This is a genomic window from Streptomyces sp. SN-593 (genome assembly GCF_016756395.1).
Lineage (GTDB): Bacteria > Actinomycetota > Actinomycetes > Streptomycetales > Streptomycetaceae > Actinacidiphila > Actinacidiphila reveromycinica.
In genome coordinates this window covers 4,555,278-4,572,255 of record NZ_AP018365.1, presented here as the reverse complement: position 1 = coordinate 4,572,255, position 16,978 = coordinate 4,555,278, and the positions used below count along the sequence as shown (strand labels likewise).

Sequence of the window (16,978 nt, the reverse complement as noted above, 5' to 3'; positions counted from 1 at the left end):
TTTAACCGTGTCCGGGCCGCGGACTGGCCGGATCTTTTCGGTCCGAGGGTTCACCGGGGGTCAACGGGGAGTTCACCACCGACCAGCACATTTCGGAACATGACTTCGAGACCCTTCTCCCGCAGGCGTGCCCGGGCCGTGGTGGCCGTCGCCGCCACCGCCGCCGTGATGGGCGCGGGCACCCTGACCGCCCAGGCGCACGGCTGGCTCTCGGCCCCGTCGCACGACTTCTCCCTGAAGGCCGACTCCTACTCCGGCCACGGCGAGGTGACCGGCAACGTGCTGGGGAACGACTCCGGCGCGACCGCGGTCGTCCGCCACACCGACCCGGCGCACGGCACCGCGACGGTCGGCGCGGACGGCTCGTTCACGTACACCCCGAAGGCCGGCTTCAAGGGCACGGACACCTTCACGTACACGGCGAGCGACGCGGTGCGGCTGTTCCAGGACACGCAGGCGAACGGCAAGCCGCTGGCGCCGCTGGCGACGGTGGCCGGGCCGAACGGCACCACCACCGAGATCTCCGGCGAGGGCTACGGCTCCTCGCTCGCGCCGGTGCCCGGGAAGTCCGGCTACTTCTACGGGCTCACCGACCGCGGGCCGAACGCGGACGCCCCCGACGGCAACAAGTCTGAGATGCTGCTCGGCTTCACGCCGCAGATCGGCGAGTTCAAGCTGGTGGGCGGCAAGGCCGAACTGGTCCGGAAGGTCACGCTGAAGGGCCCGAAGAGCCTCGGCGGCGTCGCCTACAGCGGCCGCCCGCCGCACGACACGACCGAGACCATCGACGACGTCGCCGCGACGAACGCCGCCGGGGGCACCCCGCAGCCGGTCGCCCACGACCCCTACGGCTACGACTCCGAGGGCCTGGTCGCCCTTCCCGACGGCACCTTCTGGGTCTCCGACGAGTACGGGCCCTACCTCACGCACTTCGACGTGAACGGCTACGAGCTGGGCCGGCTGACCCCGTACCGGAACAGCCAGGACAACGCCTCCCACAAGATCCTCGGCTACCTGCCGGCCGAACTGGCCGACCGGCTGACGAACAAGGGCATGGAGGGGCTGACGGTCACGCCGGACGGCTCCACGCTGGTGGGCGTCATGCAGTCCGCGCTCCAGCAGCCGGACCTCGGCACCACCAAGGCGAGCAAGGTCGCGGCGACCCGGATCGTCACCGTCGACCTGCACACGTACAAGACCAAGCAGTACCTCTACCTGTTGGACGACCCGGACGACACCGGCGACGCCAACAGCGAGATCACGGCCCTGTCGGACACGAAGTTCCTCGTGGACGAGCGGGACGGGGACTTCGAGCCCTTCGCGCAGAAGAAGCTCTACGAGGTGGACCTCGACGGCGCGACCGACGTCAGCGGTCTGACGATCGGCGGCAAGTCGCCGGAGGCGTTCGTCGGCACGGACGGCACGAACGACGCGCTGGCCGCGCTGACCGCCGCGGGCGTGCACGTCGCGCAGAAGCAGCAGTACCTGAACGTCGGCACCCTGGTCAGCCAACTCGACCCGACCGGCGGGTTCTTCCCGCACGACAAGGTCGAGGGCGTCGCCACCACGGACGCCGGAAGGACGCTGTACCTGTCCAACGACGACGACTTCGGCATCGACACCATCTCCGTCGACGCGGACGGCACGTGGACCGTGCACCAGAAGGTGATGCCGTCCACGGGCAGGACCGACAACGGGGAGATCCTGAAGGTCGACACGACCAAGCTGCCGGCGGTGCTCAAGACGGTCACCGTGACCGTGACCGTGCACTGATTCTGCGGCTGCGGCTACGGCTACGGCTACGGCTGCGGCTGCGGCTGCGGCTGCGGCTGCGGCTGCGGCTGCGTGATCCTGCCGGGCGTGCACCCCGCCGCCGGCGCGGGCCCGGTCGGGCCCGTCCGGCGGCGGGGGCGTGCCCGCACCGCCGGCTCCCCCGCTACTCGAAGAACTTCAGGCTGAATCCGGTGTTGCTGGTCGCCCCGGGCACGTTGGCCCGGGTGTAGGTGGTGTTGCCCCACCAGCAGAACGTGCCGCTGAACCAGTAGCGGTTGGCCCAGGAGTAGGTGGTGCCCTTCGGGACCGCGGTGAACATCAGCGGGAACCTCGGGCCGGCCGGCGGGCTGGTGGCAATGTCCCCGTCCAGCAGCACGAAACTGTGGCTGCCCGGCCCGTTGACGTAGAGCGTCGGGTCCCAACCGGACATCATCGTGGCCGCGTTGGAACCGAAGAGGCAGCCGTTCGACTTGTACCAGTCCCACACGTAGGTCGGGTCGCCGCCGGCCCGCAGCCGCAGGTCGGCCATGCAGTACTGGTCGCTCCAGCTACCGTTGGCGGAGTAGACGATGTGCAGTTGGCCGTTGGGGTCCTTGATGGCCGCGGGTGCCTCGTTGATGTAGGGGTTGCCGACCACCCGCTCCCAGCTCTCGCGCGGCTGCGAGATGATGTAGCGCGCGCCGGTCGGCGTGGTCGGGCTGCTCATCCGGGCGATGTAGAGGTTCTGCTCGACGTTGGTGTCGCCGGCCCAGCCGGACCAGACGAACCAGCGCTGCCCGTTGAAGGTGAACATGTTGCCGTCGATGGCCCACTTGTCGTCGGGCAGGGCCAGTTTCGTCTCCGCGCCGTACCCGCTGTCCGCGGTGGCGGAGCTGATCACGTACATCCGGTGGGCCGCGCCCGTGCCGGACGTGAAGTAGATGTAGTAGCGGCCGCCGTCCACCACGATCTCCGGGGCCCAGACCTCGCCGCGGCCCGCGGTGTCGGACCAGACCTTGTGCGAGGTCGCCGCGCCGAGGGCGTCCGGTGAGGACGCCTCCCGCACGGCGATGCCGCCGCCGGACGACTCCGCGGAGATGTACGTGCCGCCGACCCGGATCACGCTCGGGTCGGCGTTGTGGATGGTGGTCTGGGCCGCGCGCGCGGACGCGGGGCACAACAGCGACAGCACCGTGGCGAGCGCACCGCAGAGGGTGAACGCCAGCGTGCCGTGGAGACTTCGCAGCAGCTTCATCGTCCCGTTCCATGGTCGGCCTCCGCTTCGACGCGGACCCGGACCGGCAAAGGGGCGCCGGCCGGGGGACGACGTCCGGTCGAAGTCGCTTCGGAGGGGGGTGGCTTGGCGCTCCGACCGCGCGGACCCCCGCCGATTCCACCGCTTCCGCACAGACGTCAACAGGTGGGGGCCCACATTCCCACAGCATCGCCATTGGCGATGGACATGTCAATCGGCTGGGCGGACCCGGGACGGGACCGGATGGGACCGGATGGGACCGGATGGGACCGGATGGGGCTCAGGCGAGGGGGACGACGATCCCCGGGGTGGGGGCCGGCTTCTCCGCCTCGGCGAGCATGAGGGCCGCCACCGTCGCCCGCGACATCCGCGGCGGGAGCAGCGGACGGGGGTAGTCCGCGAGCGGGACGGTCCGGCGGGTCGGGTCGACCGGGCCGTCGGTGAGGTCGGGAGCGTGGAACACGGTGGCGCCCGCGTCGAGCACGACCTGGTCGGCCGCCGCCTTCTCGGCCAGCTCTCCGCCGACGAACAGCCGCATCACCACCGAGTAGAGCAGCCCGCCGGCCCCCTTCGACGCGCCCGCCCCGAGCGCGCCGAGCCACACGGTGCGGACCCGGGCCTCGGCGAGCCGTCGGGCGCCGGCGACCAGCGCGCCGGGGCCGTCGCCCTTGCCGATGCCGATCGCCGAGAGGGCCACGTCGATGTCGTCGAGCGCGGGGAAGGCACCCGGGTCGGTGGCGTCGGCGCGCCGGACCTCCACCCGGCGCCCCTGCGGCGGGGCGGGCGGGGTGTAGCGGTCGGGGGCGCGGACGAGGGCCACCACGTCGTGCCCTCGCTCCTGCGCCTGGTCGACGAGCAGGCGACCGGTCCTCCCGGTCGCTCCGAGTACGGCGATACGCATGATCATCCACCTTGACTGAACAACTGTTGGTCATATGAGTAAACAAGTGTTGGTTACGCGTGTCAAGGCGGTGGAGCGGTAAGCTGAACGCGTCGATGCCCAACGGTTCGCGCTGGTCGAAAGGGGGCGACGTTGCCACCCGAGGAGAAGGCCGCGCGGTCCGCGGCCCCCACGGGCTCCGCACCCTCGGCGCCCTCCACGGCATCCCCTGCCTCCGCGCCCCGTCGCCGCAATCCGCGCGGCCAGGGGCAGGTGCTCAGGGCCCAGCTCGTGGACGCGGCGGCGAAGCTGCTGGCGACCCTCGACCAGCCGGAGACCCTCACCCTCCGGCAGGTCGCGCGCGAGGTCGGGGTGGCGCCGGCGAGCATCTACGGCCACTTCCCGGACCTCGGCGCACTCGTCCAGCACGTCCTGCGGCTGCGTTACGACGAGTTGGCCGGGCTGATGGCGGACGCCGCGCGCCCCGCCCGCGACCCGCTCGCCGACCTGGTCGCCCGGTGCGCGGCCTACGTGCGGTGGGGCGTCGGGCAACCCGGGCACTACCGCACGCTCTTCGGCGGACGGATGCCGGCCGACCTCGTCCCGCGGTCCGAGCACGGCGCCGGCGCCGGCGCCGAGATGCTCGAAGCCGTCGTCGACGCGCTCGCCGGCGCCGCCGCCCCGGGCCGGGCCCGGGCCACGCAGGAGGAGCGGTGGCAGGCCGGGCTCATGCTCTGGACCGCGATGCACGGCCTGATCAGCCTCTACAACGACCACGGCACGATTCCCTGGCCGCCGCTGGACGACCTGGTCACGGAGTTGCTGGCCCTGCACACCGGGCGGCCCGAAGCCGAGATCACGGCCGCCCTGCCGTAGCCGGGGGCGTCCTCACGTCACAGGGTCCCCACTCGCTTGTCACAGCGCGGTCCTGATCGCGCTCGCACGGAACTGCCCTGGTGGCGGGGGTGTCCGGAAGAACGGAAGGGCCGGCTCGACACGGGCGGGCACCCCGTACTGGAGGAGGACCCATGCGCATCCGGAAGATCTCGATCGTCGCCCTCGTCGCCGTGGCCGCGAGCCTGTCGCTCACCGCCTGCAACGACGACGACTCCGACGGCGCTTCCGGCGCGGCCACCTCCACCACCGCGGGCGCGCCGCTGGACGGCAGCGGGTCCTCCGGGTCCGCCGGTTCGACGGGGTCGGGCGGCTCCGACGGCGCGAACGGTTCGTCCGGCGCGAACGGGACGGGCACGTCCGCCACCAGCGCCTCCGGCGGTTCCAGCGGTTCCGACGGTTCCGGCACCGCCGACGCCGGCGCCGTCGCCTGCACGACCGCGAACCTCGCGTTCAGCGTCTCGGGCGGCATGGGCGAGGGGGAGCTCCTGGTCAACCTCACCAACACCGCCGGCTATAGCTGCACGATGCACGGCTTCCCCGGGGTGGACCTGAAGGGCGGTGCCGGCACCCAGAGCGCCGCGCGCAGCTCGCTGAGCGCCCCGGACGTCACCCTCCACTCCGGCGAGCAGACCCGGTTCACCCTGCACTACCCGCCGAACACCTCCGGCGGCAGCGGCGCCACCTTCACCACCCTGATCGTCACCCCGCCCAACGAGACCCACGCGCACACGCTGCCGGTGTCGATCAACGTCCCGGTGACGGACGGTTCCGGCCCGGGCATCACCGTCGACCCGGTCGGCGTGGGCAAGTGAGCCCGCGAGGCCGGCCGTTGGCCGAGTGCCGGCCTGCCACACGGCCGAAGAACCTGTCCAGGGTCGTCATGGAGGCTGCTTTCACGGCCTTGTGAGGCTCGCCCCGCTCGTACAGCAGCGGAAACCCGTGTCGTCGTCGAGCATCGTGGTGGCCGCGTCGTTGAAAGCGGAGGGTGTGGTGCGGGAGAAGGGGCTGGTGAAGGCGCCGGCCTTCAGCTCGTAGCGACCGGGGCCTGTACGGGTCCTGGTCCACTCCCATGTGTTACCGCACAGGTCGTAGACGCCATAGGGACTGACACCGCTGTGGAAGCGGCTGACGGGAGTCGTGGAACCGACGTTGCTCTCGCGGGAGTTGCACTTGGCCGGAGTCGGCTGGTTTCCCCAAGGATAGGTGGCGCCGTGAGTGCCTCGGGCGGCCTTCTCCCACTGCCGCGCGGTGGGGAGTTCCTTGCCGGTCCAGGAGGCGTACGAGGCAGCGTCGCGCCAAGTGACATAGGTGACGGGGTGGTCGAAGAGGGTGTCGGGGCATTTGCCCTTCGGCCAGTGCTGTGGGGGCTGGTGGCCGGTGGCCGCAACGAAGCCGGCGTAATCGGAGTTCGTGACCGGGAAGACATCGATGGAGAAGGCGGGGAGCCAGACAGGCCCGTTGTCGGTGCCACCGAGGTACATGCCGGCATCCACGAAGGCCATCTGCTTGCCGTCACCAGGGTGCCGCTCATGCCGCTGTACCGGTGCGTCGCGGGGCGCGTGGGCGGCTTGATGCGGGAGCACGGTCTCGAACGCATCGGTCAGATGGACGAAACGCTCGTGGACATCGGGACCCGAAACGCGTAGCGAGGTGTCCAAGGCTGCCTGGTTGACGGCGCGGATGGCGATGTTCTCTCCGCGACTCTCCCAAGTGGAAAGGGTGCGTTCACTGATGCCCAGATGGGCGGCGAAAGCTTCGAGACTCATGCGCTTGGCCGTGCGTAAGGATTTTGCTTCCCGACCGGTCCAGCGTTCTACCGTGGCCACATATCCCCTCCGGTCGTCCTTCTGGCCCACCCTAGCGACAAGCCCTGCACAGTTCCTCCGATTCAGACGGGCTCACCGGGCAGGTTCATGTATTCCTTGCGGAGGATGCCGAGAACAGGGTGGTCCGCGGGGAACCCGGTGTCGTCGATGCGGGTGATGGCACGGACACCGATCGCCGCGTTGGTGGCGAATGCGGCCCGCATCGTCCCGACGTCCGGCAACGTGACGCGCCTGGTGCGGTGCTCGTGAAGGCGCTGCAGAAGCCGCATGGTCACCCCTGGCAGGGCGCCCGCGTTCGGCCAGATCACCTGCGAGCCGTCGAAGAAGCCGATGTTCCAGGTCCCGCCCTCGCTGATGACTCCCTCGTCGTCGACGAAGAGCGCGTCGTCGTACCCCTTGAGCCGAGCGGCCCTTCGGTGGTGGAGGGTCGCGAAGAGGCCGACGCTCTTCACCTCCGGTACGTCGCGGGTGTAGAGCGTCGACCGAACGGCGAGAGGCGGCAACGGTAGAGCGCCGGCTGGGCGTTGTGTGACGAGGATCTGCGGTTCGCTGGCAAGATCGGGATGCCCGAGGTCAGTTGACGGGTCGAAGACGGTGACACGAATCGTCGTCGATCCATCCACCGGAGTGACGCGCCGGATCAATTCGCGTACGTGGCCGATGTCCAATTCGCTTCCGAAGAGGATCTTGCTGTCGCGGACGAGCCTTTCCAAGTGAAGCGAAAGCCCGCGCACCCGGCCGTCGTCCACGCGCATGCTGGTGAACGAGCCGTAGTTGGCGAGCGCGAGGGTCTGGAGTTCGTCCACCGTGACGGGACGTCCGTTGAGTTCGGGCATGCCGCAAGGATGGCACTCGCCCTTCGCCGCCGCGCCCAGGAAGCAGCCGGAGGCGTCGAACTGCGGTGAAACTTCAGGGCCTCTTCAGGGTTTCCACATTCCGGACACATCACCGTACGCACCATCCTGGTCACTCACCGCTGAGGGCATGCGTCCTCCGAGCGCGGCCGACGATTCCCTGTCCGCGGTTCCGTCACACACGGTGCGACGCCCGCCACGCCGGAAGCGCATCTGTCCGCTCAACCGTCCACCGCTCGAAGGAGAAACCTCGTGAAGACCATCGCCGAACAGCTCACCGCGCCCTGGGGCGCCCGCCGCCTCGCGCCGTATCCGGCCAGCCTTCACCGACCGCACGCCACGGTCTCCGTCGACGCGGGCACGCAACTCGGCGTGTTCCGCGACCGGGCCGGGCAGGTGGTCGAGATGGGTGCGCACGGCACGAGCAAGGGCACCGAGACCTCGACCACCACGAACTCGGACTCGAAGAACGACCAGGGCCACGACCAGGACGCGCAGCAGGACTGACGACGTGAACGAGGACCGTCCAGTACTGGTGGTCACCGAGGCGGACGACCTGACCGCCGACATGGTGATCATCGAACTCAACCGGCGCAACGTGCCCGTGGTCAGGTTCGACCCCGCGGACATCGCCGATATCGCGGACACCGGTACCGGTCTGGCGGTCTCAGCGAGGTTCGCCACACGCCCGGCCGCCATGGCCGGATGGGTGCGCACCCCGTCGAGGACCGCCGACCTGACCCGCGTCCGAGCGGTGTACTGGCGCCGCCCGACGTGGCCCGACTTCTCCCACCTGGAGCCGGACGACGCACGCTTCGCGGCTGCGCAGGTCCGTTTCGGACTCGGCGGCGTCCTCTACGCGATGGACCGCCCGCTGTGGGTGAACCACCCCCAGAAGATCGCCGCCGCCGACTACAAGCCCACCCAACTCGCCCTCGCGCAGCGGCTCGGACTCGCCGTCCCTCCCACGCTCATCACCAACGACCCCGACGAGGCACGCGATTTCATCACCAACACCCGTGGTGACGTGCTGTTCAAAACCCTGCGCTGGACCCCGTACGTGCGCGACGGCCTACCGGTCACCGGGTGGGCCGAGCCCGTCACCGCCGACGAGGTCGACGAAAGCGTCCGCGTCACCCCACACCTGTTCCAGGTCCGCGTGGACAAGGTCGCCGACATCCGCGCCCTCGTCGTCGGCCGGCGCACCTTCGCCGTGCGCATCAGCTCCGATCTCCTGGATTGGCGCAGGGACTACGACGCCCTCACCTACACCGTCGAGCACCTTCCCGAGCAGGTGACCGCGGCCCTGCACGCCTACCTCGAACTCCAAGGTCTGGTATCCGGGAGCTTCGACCTCGCCGTGGACCGGGCCGGCACGTACTGGTGGCTGGAGCTGAACCCGAACGGCCAGTGGGGATGGCTGGAGACCGAGACCGGCCTGCCGATGTCCGCCGCCTTCGCCGACCTGCTCATCGATGCCCGAGGAGAACGCAAGTGACCGACTCCGCACGCCGACGGCAACGCCTCGCCGAACGACTCGTGGCCGACAAGGCACTCGTGTCTCCCGTGCTGCGGACGGCCGTTGAGGCCGTGCCGCGCGAACTGTTCCTCCAGCCCGGCGTGTTCCTCGACGAGGGCACCATGTGGAGGCCGGTCTCGGCGGCTGCCACCGCTCCTGCCGAGTGGCTGGAGATCGCGTACCGCCACGACAGCCTCACCACCCAACTCGACGGCCATCTCACCGCCGACCAGACCACCGAACCCGTGGCGGGCGTGCCCACCTCCTCCTCCACCACGCCCGCCACCGTGATCCGCATGATCGAAGCCCTCGACCCGCGACCAGGACACCGGGTCCTGGAGATCGGCACCGGAACCGGCTACTCCTCCGCCCTGATGTGTCATTGCCTCGGCGCGGACCACATCACCACGGTCGAGGTCGACCCACAGGTGGCACAGCGCGCGGACCTCGCGCTGGAGGCACTCGGGTACTCCGCCTGGACCGTCACCGGCGACGGCCTCCTCGGACACCCCCGCAACGCCCCCTACGACCGCGTCATCGCCACCTGTGCCATCCGGCGTATTCCACATGCGTGGGTCCGCCAGACCGCGCCCGGCGGCACCATCCTCGCCACCCTGGGCTCCTGGCCCTTCGGAACCGGTCTGGCCAAGCTCACCGTCGGCCACCACGGCCAGGCCGAAGGCCGCATCGTCTCCCGCTCCTCCTTCATGCACGCCCGGTCCCAAGCCCCCGAGCCCTTGGCCGGAGACCTGTCCGCCCGCACCGCCTACCCCGACAGCGAACGCAGGACGAAGGTGTCCCCCGCGCTCCTCGACGACTGGACACCCGCCTTCGTCGCCCAACTCGCCGCCCCCGGAACCCAACTCGTCCGCGCCACGCGCACCGACGGCACCCGGCTCCTCTACCTCCTTGACCCCGGGCACGAGTCCTTCGCCGAGTTCGCCGCCGTCGGCGTCGGCGACGGCGACGGCGACGGCGACGGCGACGGCTGGATCGTCCGGCAGGGCGGCCCAGTCCTCCTCTGGGACAGGGTCGAGGCATTCCTCCTCGCCTGGCAGGCTGCCAACCGCCCCGACATCGACACCGTGCGGATCCGCGTCACGCAGGAGGCGCACCACTACTGGATCGAAGGTGTACCGGACCTGCGGTGGGAGCACCGGGTCCACTGAAGAGCCGAGGACCTCCTCGGGGCCGGTGGAAGAGCACTCGGGAGCGGGAGCCACGCCATCCCCTCTCGGTCCTGGCCTCCCGGCCGAAGAAGCACCGGCCATATCCGACACTGGGACCCAGCGGCTCCGGAGATGCATCGAACCGGCGGCCACCTACCGGGTCCCGCTCACCACCCGGTAGGTCCCATCAGAGAATGGTGGGGAGGAAGTGTCGGGGGGCGTCTGCGCCGAGGGCGGCGCGGACCTTGGCCCGGCCGCGTGCGGCGATGCCCGCGCGGGCTGCTGTGTCGTCGCCGCGGCGCTGGTCCAGGCCCGCGCAGATCCGGCAGATCCCTTCGTGCGGGGTCGGCCGGGCGCATGCGCCGCATTCGTACGGGCGCGGGTGCGGGTTCGCCGGGGTGTCGGTTTGGCGCGGGAGCACCGGGGGGAGTTTCCGGGTCAGCCGGTCGCGTACGAGGGCGGCAGCCGAGTGGAGGCGGGTGGGGAGCCCTGGCAGGAGTGCGTCGGCGAGGTCGTGTTGGCCGTAGCCGCGCTCCAGCCAGGCGCTGACCAGGGGTGCGAGGGCAAGAGCTTCGGCCGTGCCGAGCCGGAGGCGCGGCTCGGGCCGCAGCACCCGGAAGAGCGTGGCCGCCGCCTGAGCGGCGGAGCCGTCCGCCGGGATGTCGGGGGCGGGTGTGTCGGGGGCGGGTGTGTCGGGGGCGGGGAGTCCCGCCCGCCCCACCTCCCCGGCGTCCGACCGCTGCGCGGGGAGGGAGGGTTGTTTCCCTCGGTCCTTTACGGGGTGGGCGTCAGTGTCGTCGACGGCCGGTCGGCCGGACCCCGGACGTACGGCACCCGGTCCCACCTGGGGGGCGTCGTAGACGTGGGTCTCGCTGACGACGGTGCCGTCCGCGCGCCGGACCTTGTCCACGCGGTAGTACCCTGCGGCGGCCAGCTCGCGTAGGGCCTTGGCGACGGCCAGGCGGCCCTGCGGGCTGCTGTCGGCCATCCTCCGGCCGTCCTCCGACCAGCCGTCCGACCGGGACAGAAGATCGGCCAGCAGCCCGCGGGCGGTGTAGGAAAGCCGCCGGTCTTGGAGCAACGTGTTCGGCAGGACCGTGAAACCGCGCGCATGGCGGCTACGATGGATCCGCATGAGGAGGTGTTTCTCCTTGTGCCGGACCCCGGAGCGTTCCAGCGCTGCCGGGGTCACTCTTTAAAGTTCTCTGGTGACAGAACGTACCATGCAGAACCCGACCCAATCGACCGTCTTGTGACAACACATGATCATGTGTCAGGCAAAGGCAGCGAAGAGCAGCGGTCGGCGCGCGGGTGCGTCTCGGAGGTCGGCCCGGGGGGCGCGGCGGAAATTCGGTACCGGGTCGGGGCGGGGCGGCGGAGACTCGGGGGGTGGCGGACATGGCGCGGTTCCGGGAGGCGGCGCTCGCGTGGGCGGCCGGGCGCGGGAGCGGTGACGCGGCGGCGGAGGCGGCCGCGCGGGCGCGGGTCGGCTGCGTGGTGCTCGTGGAGGGGCCGAGCGACGTGGAGGCGGTCGACGCGCTGGCCGGACGGCGCGGCCGGGACCTGGCCGGCGAGGGCGTCTGCGTGCTGCCGATGGGCGGGGCGATGAGCGTCGCGCGCTTCGCCCGGCTGCTCGGGCCGCCCGGCCTGGACCTGCGCCTGACCGGGCTGTGCGACGAGGCGGAACGCGGCTTCTACGAGCGCGGTTTCGCCCGGGCCGGAGCCGAGCGGCAGCGCTTCTTCGTCTGTGCGGCGGACCTGGAGGACGAGCTGATCCGCGCGCTGGGTGTGCCGAGGGTGGCCGAACTGGTGCGCGCGGAAGGCGACCTGCGCGCCCTGACGACCTTCCTCCGGCAGCCCGCCCAGCGCGACCGGACCGACCCGCAGCGGTACCGGCGGTTCTTCGGCACGAAGAAGGGCCGGAAGATCCGCTACGGCCGCGTCCTCGTCGAGGCGCTGCCCCCGGACCACGCCCCCGCGCCCCTCGATGACCTGCTCGCCGACATCTGACCGTCGGCGCGGCGCCCTCGGGGGAGGCGGCCGGGGTCGAGCGCACCCCGGCGCGGCGCCCGACCGACGGCCGCCGCCGGCCACCGGCCACCGGCCACCGGCCACCGGCCACCGGCCACCGGCCGACCTGACGACGGCGCCCGACTACCGGCCGCGGCCGACCCGGCGACGGCACGTGCCCACTCGGTGGTCCCCACCCCGCGGAGCGCCCCTCACCCGATCGTGACGACCCGCGCCCACGCGGGCGGCGCGGGCACGTGGAAGGGGTCCTCCTCGTCGTCGGCGGGGGCGGGTCGGCGGAAGAGGCCGACCACGGTGCGGCAGGGCGGGGGCGCGGACGGCCACGGGGTCTGCCCGTCGGTGAACGCGACGATCACGTCCGGACGGTGGTGGGACCGCAGCGCCCGGGCGAAGCCGGAGCGCAGGTCGGTCCCGCCGCCGCCGACCAGTTCGATGCCCTCGGCGCGGCAGACGGGGACCGCGATCCCCGCGGCGGCGTCGCAGGAGATCACCGAGACCAGGTCGCGCCGCCCGCCGACCGCCCGCGAGATCGCCGCCACCTCCAGCAGCGCGCTGCCCAGTTCGGCGTCGCTCACCGAGCCCGAGGTGTCGATCACGACGTGGACCCGGGGCGGCGTACGGCGCAGGCTCGGCAGCACCACCCCGGGCACCCCCGCCGAACGCCGGGACGGGCGGCGGTAGGTGTGGTCGCCGCCGGTCCCCGGGGTGCTCACCGCCGAGCGGACCGCCGCTCCCAGCAACTGCCGCCAGGGTTGGGGCGGGTGGAACGCCTGCTCCGCCCACCGCCGCCACCCCTGCGGGGCGGTGCCCGGCCGGCCCCTGATCGCCTCGGCGACCCGGAAGCGGACCGCGTCCCGCTGCTGCCGGCTCAGCCCGTGGGCACCGTCGGGCCCCCTCTCCCAGGGCCGCGCGTGCCCGTCGGCCCCGCCGCCGCAGTCGAGCCAGGCCAGGTCGGCGGCTCCCGACAGCGACGAGGTCCGCAGGTACTCCTCCATCAGCAGGCCGCCGCTCAGCCCCAGCATGCCGGGCATCGCCGCGCCGGCGGGCCGGGGCAGACCGTCGCCGTAGATGTCGTCGTTGATCTCGAAGTCGGCGGCGATGTTCTGCCGCAGCCGCTCCCCCGGGCCGTACGCCTCGTGCTCCCGCGCGTGGCGCTCGCCCCTCCCGTGGTGGTCGCGCAGCAGGTGGGAGACCTCGTGGACCCACACGCCCGCCAGTTCCTCCACCGGCAGCAGCGCCACGAAGGCGGGCGAGACGTAGACGCGCCAGTACGCGTCCACCGCCATCGTGGGCACCGACCGGTCCTCGACGACGTGCAGCGCGAAGAGCGCGTCGGCCAGGTACGGGCGCACCCGCACCGCGTGCAGCCGCGCCGCCAGCAGTTTCTCCCGATCCAGCGGAAGCGCGGGGCCGGACGCCGCCCGCGGGGACGGGGCCGGGGCGGGGACCGAGGCGGGGGAAGGGTGCGGACCCGGTGCCGGCTTCGGCCCGGATACCGGCTTCGGCCCGGGTCCCGGCTTCGGGCCAGGACCCGGCTTCGGGTACGGCTGCGGGTACGGGACCGGGCGTGGCCCCGGGCGCTTCGCGGGGTCCGTCATCGCCGCACCCCCGCGGACCCGTGGCCGCCCTGCGCCGACTCCGCCCGCCGCACCGAGCGGTCCGCCCGGCGGGCGAGGCCGATCACCCCGGCCAGCCGCTCCACCCCCTCCGGAACCTCCCAGTCGTCGCGGCGCAGCGCCGCCAGCGCCGTGGCCGGGGCGACCAGCAGGTCCGGGGCGCCGGTCTCCAGGGCCCTGGCCAGCACCGCCCAGGCCGCCTCCCACCGCTCCCGCCGCGGGCGGGCGCCGACGGCGGCGACCACCGACTCCAGGGCGGCCTGGCGCAGGTCGCCCCGCTCCGGAAGTCCGGCGGCCACCGGGTCTGCCAGGAGCTCCTCGGGGTCGGGCAGTTCCATCCGGTCCAGGTGGGCGAGGAGTTCGAGGCCGGGCCCGTCGCCGACCGCCCCGCGCACCAGCAGGGCGAGCACGTCGCGGGAGACCCCGGCCGCGGTGCCGAAGGCCAGCAGCGTGAGGGCCGCCTCCCAACTGCGCGGCGAGGGCCAGGCACCGCCGCGCCGCGTCTCGGTGCTCGGCAGGCGGTGGATCAGCGTCGGCCGGGCCAGCAGGAAACCGCAGACCGCGCGCCGGGCGAACTCCGCCGCCTCCGGCAGCCGTTCGGGCGCGAGCCGGGGCAGCTCGGCCCGGGGCCAGACACCGCCGAGCCCGCGCACCACCACGTCGGGGTCGTGCACCCAGTACAGGTGCACGAAGCGGTTGGCCAGCGGCGGGCTCAGCTCCCACCCGTCGGCCGCGGACGCGCGGGGGTTGGCGGCGGCCACGATCCGCACGGCCGGGGGCAGTCGGAGTGCGCCGACCCGCCGTTCCAGCACGACCCGGAGCAGCGCCGCCTGGACGGCGGGAGTGGCGGTGGACAACTCGTCGAGGAAGAGCAGGCCCCGGCCGGCCCGCACCAGTTCGACGGCCCAGCGCGGCGGCGCCATCGGCACCCCGCGCGCCTCGGGGTCCTCCCCGACGATGGGCAGACCGGAGAAGTCGGACGGTTCGTGGACGCTCGCGATCACCGTGGTCAGCGGCAGGTCGAGGCACGCCGCGAGCTGCGTCAGAGCGGCGGTCTTGCCGATGCCGGGCTCGCCCCACAGCAGCACCGGCAGGTCGGCGGCGACGGCCAGCATGAGCGCTTCGAGCTGCTCGTCGGGACGCGGTTCCGTGGAGGTCGTCCGCAGGATGTCCAACATCCGGTCGGCCAGGGCGAGTCGGGCATCCGTCGCGCGGCTCCCCGCGGCCCCCGTGCGCGCGGCGGCCCCGGCGGCCCCGGGTACGGGGTCGGGGTCGGCCACGGGTACGGGGTCGGCGACGGGTACGGGGTCGGGTGTGGGCGCCGGCACGGGTACGGCGGAAGGCACGAGGGTACTGGAGGTCATGGGCATCACCTGGGGTGTGCGGGGACGGGTCGACCCGTCCTGGCGGTCATGGACGTGGGGTGCCGAACACGCGGTGTGCGCGGCGGAGTTCGGCACGGCGTGGTGCCGCCGTGTCCGGGACACGGCGGACGGCGCGCCGGGGGTACAGCCGTGCGGCAGGGCAGGTCGACCGTGCGGCCGTCCGGCGGCCGTCACGACGGCTGTGCGGCGGAGCTTTGGACCGAAGGGGACCGGCGGGGGCGGCAGCCCGTCAGCGGAACTGGCCGGTACGGGGCCGGCCCCGCGAGCCCTGCTTGCGGGTCATGTCCCGGGGGATGCCGCGGCCCGGCCGCGGCCTGTACGCGGGTGTCGCCCGCGCCGTCCCCGGCGCCTCCCGACCGGCGGCGGCCGGATGCCGGTCGACCAGGCCCGAGCGGAAGAGCCCCTGGCCGATCCGGCCGACCGCGGCTTCTTCCCACTCCTCGCGGAGCGGCCCGTCCCGCAGCACCGCGCGCGGACCGAGCAGCCCCTCGACCACCGCCAGCGCTGCGGCCACGTCGCCGTGGCGGAGCCGTTCGCGGACCGCGGGCAGCGCCTCCGGGGTGCGGTGCGCCCGGTCGATCGCGCGCAGGCACGGCAGGGCCGGGCCGCCGAGCGCCACCAGCAGCTCCTCCCTGCGCAGTTCGGCCGGGTCGTGGTCCACCGCCGTCAACACCCCGTCGCGCAGCGCGATCCGGTGCACCTCGCCACGGCACTCCACCCGGTGCGGGTCGCCCGGCGAGGATGCCGCACCGGCCACCGGTACCGGGCCGCCGCGGCCGCCGGCATACGAGCCCGGGTCGGCCGCGTACGGCGCCAGCCTCCCGGCCACGAGCGGGTGCAGCTCGCCGGGAACCGCCAACCCCGCCCGCAGCAGCTCCAGATCGGGCAGCACCCGGGCCGCCGCCTCCGGCAGCACCGGCAGCGCCGCGACGTCCCGCGGTGACGGTTCCCCCGCCACCGGCCGGAACGCCGGTGCGTGGGAGTCGTCGGGCGCGAAGAGTTCGAGCACGGCCGCGCGGCCGCCGCCGAGCCGTACCGTGAACGCCCCGCGCGGGCGGCCCTCGGCCTCGCACAGCAGCTCGGCCTCCTCGGCCCAACGCGACACCGCCCAAGTCGAGTCGGCCCAGGGCGAATCGGCGCCGGGTGGCACGGCCGCCGCGCCGCAGCGGAGCGCCAGTTCGGGGCTGCGCGCGGCGTCCCACAGGTGCCGGTGCAGGTCGAGCCGGAAGCGCCGGTCGGGATGCGGGTGCGGGTGAGGCCCCGGTCTCCGGTACGGATTCCGGTACGGGTTCCGGTACGGGTTCCGGTGCGGCGGCGGGCCCGGCGGGGTTCCGGCGCCGAAGCGCGCCGGCCCCTCCCGGACGGCCAGCGCCATCCGCTGGCCGGCGGACGCCCACACCGGCGGCGTCCGCACCACCAGCTCCAGCGGGAGGCCGGACGTCGCGTAGCGGGCCAGGAGGATCGTCAGTCCCGGCCGGAGCCGGCCGTCGGGGGCGGCCCGGGGCATGTGCCAGCGCAGCAGGTCCGGCGCCAGTCGGCGCAGGTCGGCCCGGAGCCGGGTGAGGACATCGGTGCCGTGGCGGTCGCGCACGGCGCGCAGGTCGAGATCGACGTCGACGCGGGCGGCGGCGCAGGCGCCGGCCCAGTCACCGACCGCACGGCGTGCGGTCGCGGTCCCGATCATGGACGGTGGCACGGCGTACGCGCGTACGCGCTGCCACATCAGCAGGCGGGGCGGAATCCCGGTCGTGAGGTGGGCTGCCATCAGCAGTCACCGTGCACGATCGAGTCCCC

The 16,978-nt window shown here is 72.9% G+C and carries 15 protein-coding genes; 7 read left to right on the top strand and 8 right to left on the bottom strand.

Annotated elements, in window-relative coordinates; genetic code table 11:
* Nucleotides 1–99: 99 nt before the first annotated feature.
* A complete protein-coding gene (locus tag RVR_RS19215; RefSeq protein WP_237404850.1) occupies nucleotides 100–1,773 on the top strand; it encodes an esterase-like activity of phytase family protein in 1,674 nt (557 codons plus the stop codon).
* 163 nt (nucleotides 1,774–1,936) lie between these two features.
* Here RVR_RS19215 and RVR_RS19210 read toward each other — a convergent pair whose 3' ends face one another.
* Together RVR_RS19210 and RVR_RS19205 are read right to left on the bottom strand one after the other, a co-directional pair.
* Entirely contained in the window at nucleotides 1,937–3,007 is a 1,071-nt protein-coding gene (locus RVR_RS19210; RefSeq protein WP_202235022.1) for a glycoside hydrolase family 43 protein, read from the bottom strand.
* A 280-nt stretch (nucleotides 3,008–3,287) separates the two neighbouring features.
* Entirely contained in the window at nucleotides 3,288–3,908 is a 621-nt protein-coding gene (locus RVR_RS19205; RefSeq protein WP_202235021.1) for an NAD(P)-dependent oxidoreductase, read from the bottom strand.
* A 252-nt stretch (nucleotides 3,909–4,160) separates the two neighbouring features.
* On the opposite strand from RVR_RS19205, the gene RVR_RS19200 reads away from it, so the two are divergent.
* Both RVR_RS19200 and RVR_RS19195 read left to right on the top strand, forming a co-directional pair.
* On the top strand, nucleotides 4,161–4,763 hold the full coding sequence (locus RVR_RS19200) for a TetR/AcrR family transcriptional regulator (RefSeq protein ID WP_237404849.1): 603 nt from the start codon (nucleotides 4,161–4,163) through the stop codon (nucleotides 4,761–4,763).
* A gap of 152 nt (nucleotides 4,764–4,915) precedes the next feature.
* Entirely contained in the window at nucleotides 4,916–5,596 is a 681-nt protein-coding gene (locus RVR_RS19195; protein ID WP_202235020.1) for a DUF4232 domain-containing protein, read from the top strand.
* A gap of 81 nt (nucleotides 5,597–5,677) precedes the next feature.
* Here the strand turns inward: RVR_RS19195 and RVR_RS19190 are convergent, their stop codons facing one another.
* Nucleotides 5,678–6,550, bottom strand: a complete 873-nt coding sequence (locus tag RVR_RS19190; RefSeq protein WP_202235019.1) for a formylglycine-generating enzyme family protein — start codon at nucleotides 6,548–6,550, stop codon at nucleotides 5,678–5,680.
* Between the two features lie 122 nt (nucleotides 6,551–6,672).
* On the bottom strand, nucleotides 6,673–7,446 hold the full coding sequence (locus RVR_RS19185) for an aminotransferase class IV family protein (RefSeq protein WP_202235018.1): 774 nt from the start codon (nucleotides 7,444–7,446) through the stop codon (nucleotides 6,673–6,675).
* A gap of 270 nt (nucleotides 7,447–7,716) precedes the next feature.
* On the opposite strand from RVR_RS19185, the gene tgmA reads away from it, so the two are divergent.
* The 3 genes from tgmA to tgmC are packed head-to-tail and all read left to right on the top strand — an operon-like array spanning nucleotide 7,717 to nucleotide 10,152.
* Complete coding sequence (tgmA, locus tag RVR_RS19180) at nucleotides 7,717–7,971, top strand: putative ATP-grasp-modified RiPP (RefSeq protein WP_237404848.1); 255 nt, start codon at nucleotides 7,717–7,719, stop codon at nucleotides 7,969–7,971.
* A 4-nt stretch (nucleotides 7,972–7,975) separates the two neighbouring features.
* Nucleotides 7,976–8,962 (top strand): ATP-grasp ribosomal peptide maturase, encoded by a 987-nt coding sequence (tgmB, locus tag RVR_RS19175; RefSeq protein WP_202235017.1) that lies wholly within the window; start codon nucleotides 7,976–7,978, stop codon nucleotides 8,960–8,962.
* The gene (tgmC, locus tag RVR_RS19170; RefSeq protein ID WP_237404847.1) at nucleotides 8,959–10,152 is read left to right on the top strand and encodes an ATP-grasp peptide maturase system methyltransferase; all 1,194 of its coding nucleotides are present in this window, start codon (nucleotides 8,959–8,961) and stop codon (nucleotides 10,150–10,152) included. The genes tgmB and tgmC overlap by 4 nt, the downstream gene beginning before the upstream one ends.
* A gap of 187 nt (nucleotides 10,153–10,339) precedes the next feature.
* On the opposite strand, the gene RVR_RS19165 is transcribed toward tgmC, so the two are convergent.
* Nucleotides 10,340–11,287 (bottom strand): hypothetical protein, encoded by a 948-nt coding sequence (locus RVR_RS19165; RefSeq protein WP_202235015.1) that lies wholly within the window; start codon nucleotides 11,285–11,287, stop codon nucleotides 10,340–10,342.
* Nucleotides 11,288–11,541: 254 nt separating this feature from the next.
* Between RVR_RS19165 and RVR_RS19160 the strand changes: the two genes are divergently transcribed.
* Complete coding sequence (locus RVR_RS19160; RefSeq protein WP_202235014.1) at nucleotides 11,542–12,162, top strand: TOPRIM nucleotidyl transferase/hydrolase domain-containing protein; 621 nt, start codon at nucleotides 11,542–11,544, stop codon at nucleotides 12,160–12,162.
* Nucleotides 12,163–12,374: 212 nt separating this feature from the next.
* On the opposite strand, the gene RVR_RS19155 is transcribed toward RVR_RS19160, so the two are convergent.
* The 3 genes from RVR_RS19155 to RVR_RS19145 form a co-directional block, all read right to left on the bottom strand.
* The gene (locus RVR_RS19155) at nucleotides 12,375–13,781 is read right to left on the bottom strand and encodes a vWA domain-containing protein (protein WP_237404846.1); all 1,407 of its coding nucleotides are present in this window, start codon (nucleotides 13,779–13,781) and stop codon (nucleotides 12,375–12,377) included.
* Nucleotides 13,778–14,977 carry an AAA family ATPase gene (locus RVR_RS19150; RefSeq protein WP_202238780.1) on the bottom strand — a complete coding sequence of 400 codons (1,200 nt, stop codon included), beginning with the start codon at nucleotides 14,975–14,977 and terminating at the stop codon, nucleotides 13,778–13,780. Before RVR_RS19150 ends, RVR_RS19155 begins: the two co-directional genes overlap by 4 nt.
* 436 nt (nucleotides 14,978–15,413) lie before the next feature.
* Nucleotides 15,414–16,949, bottom strand: a complete 1,536-nt coding sequence (locus RVR_RS19145) for a hypothetical protein (protein WP_202235013.1) — start codon at nucleotides 16,947–16,949, stop codon at nucleotides 15,414–15,416.
* Between the last annotated feature and the right edge of the window lie 29 nt (nucleotides 16,950–16,978).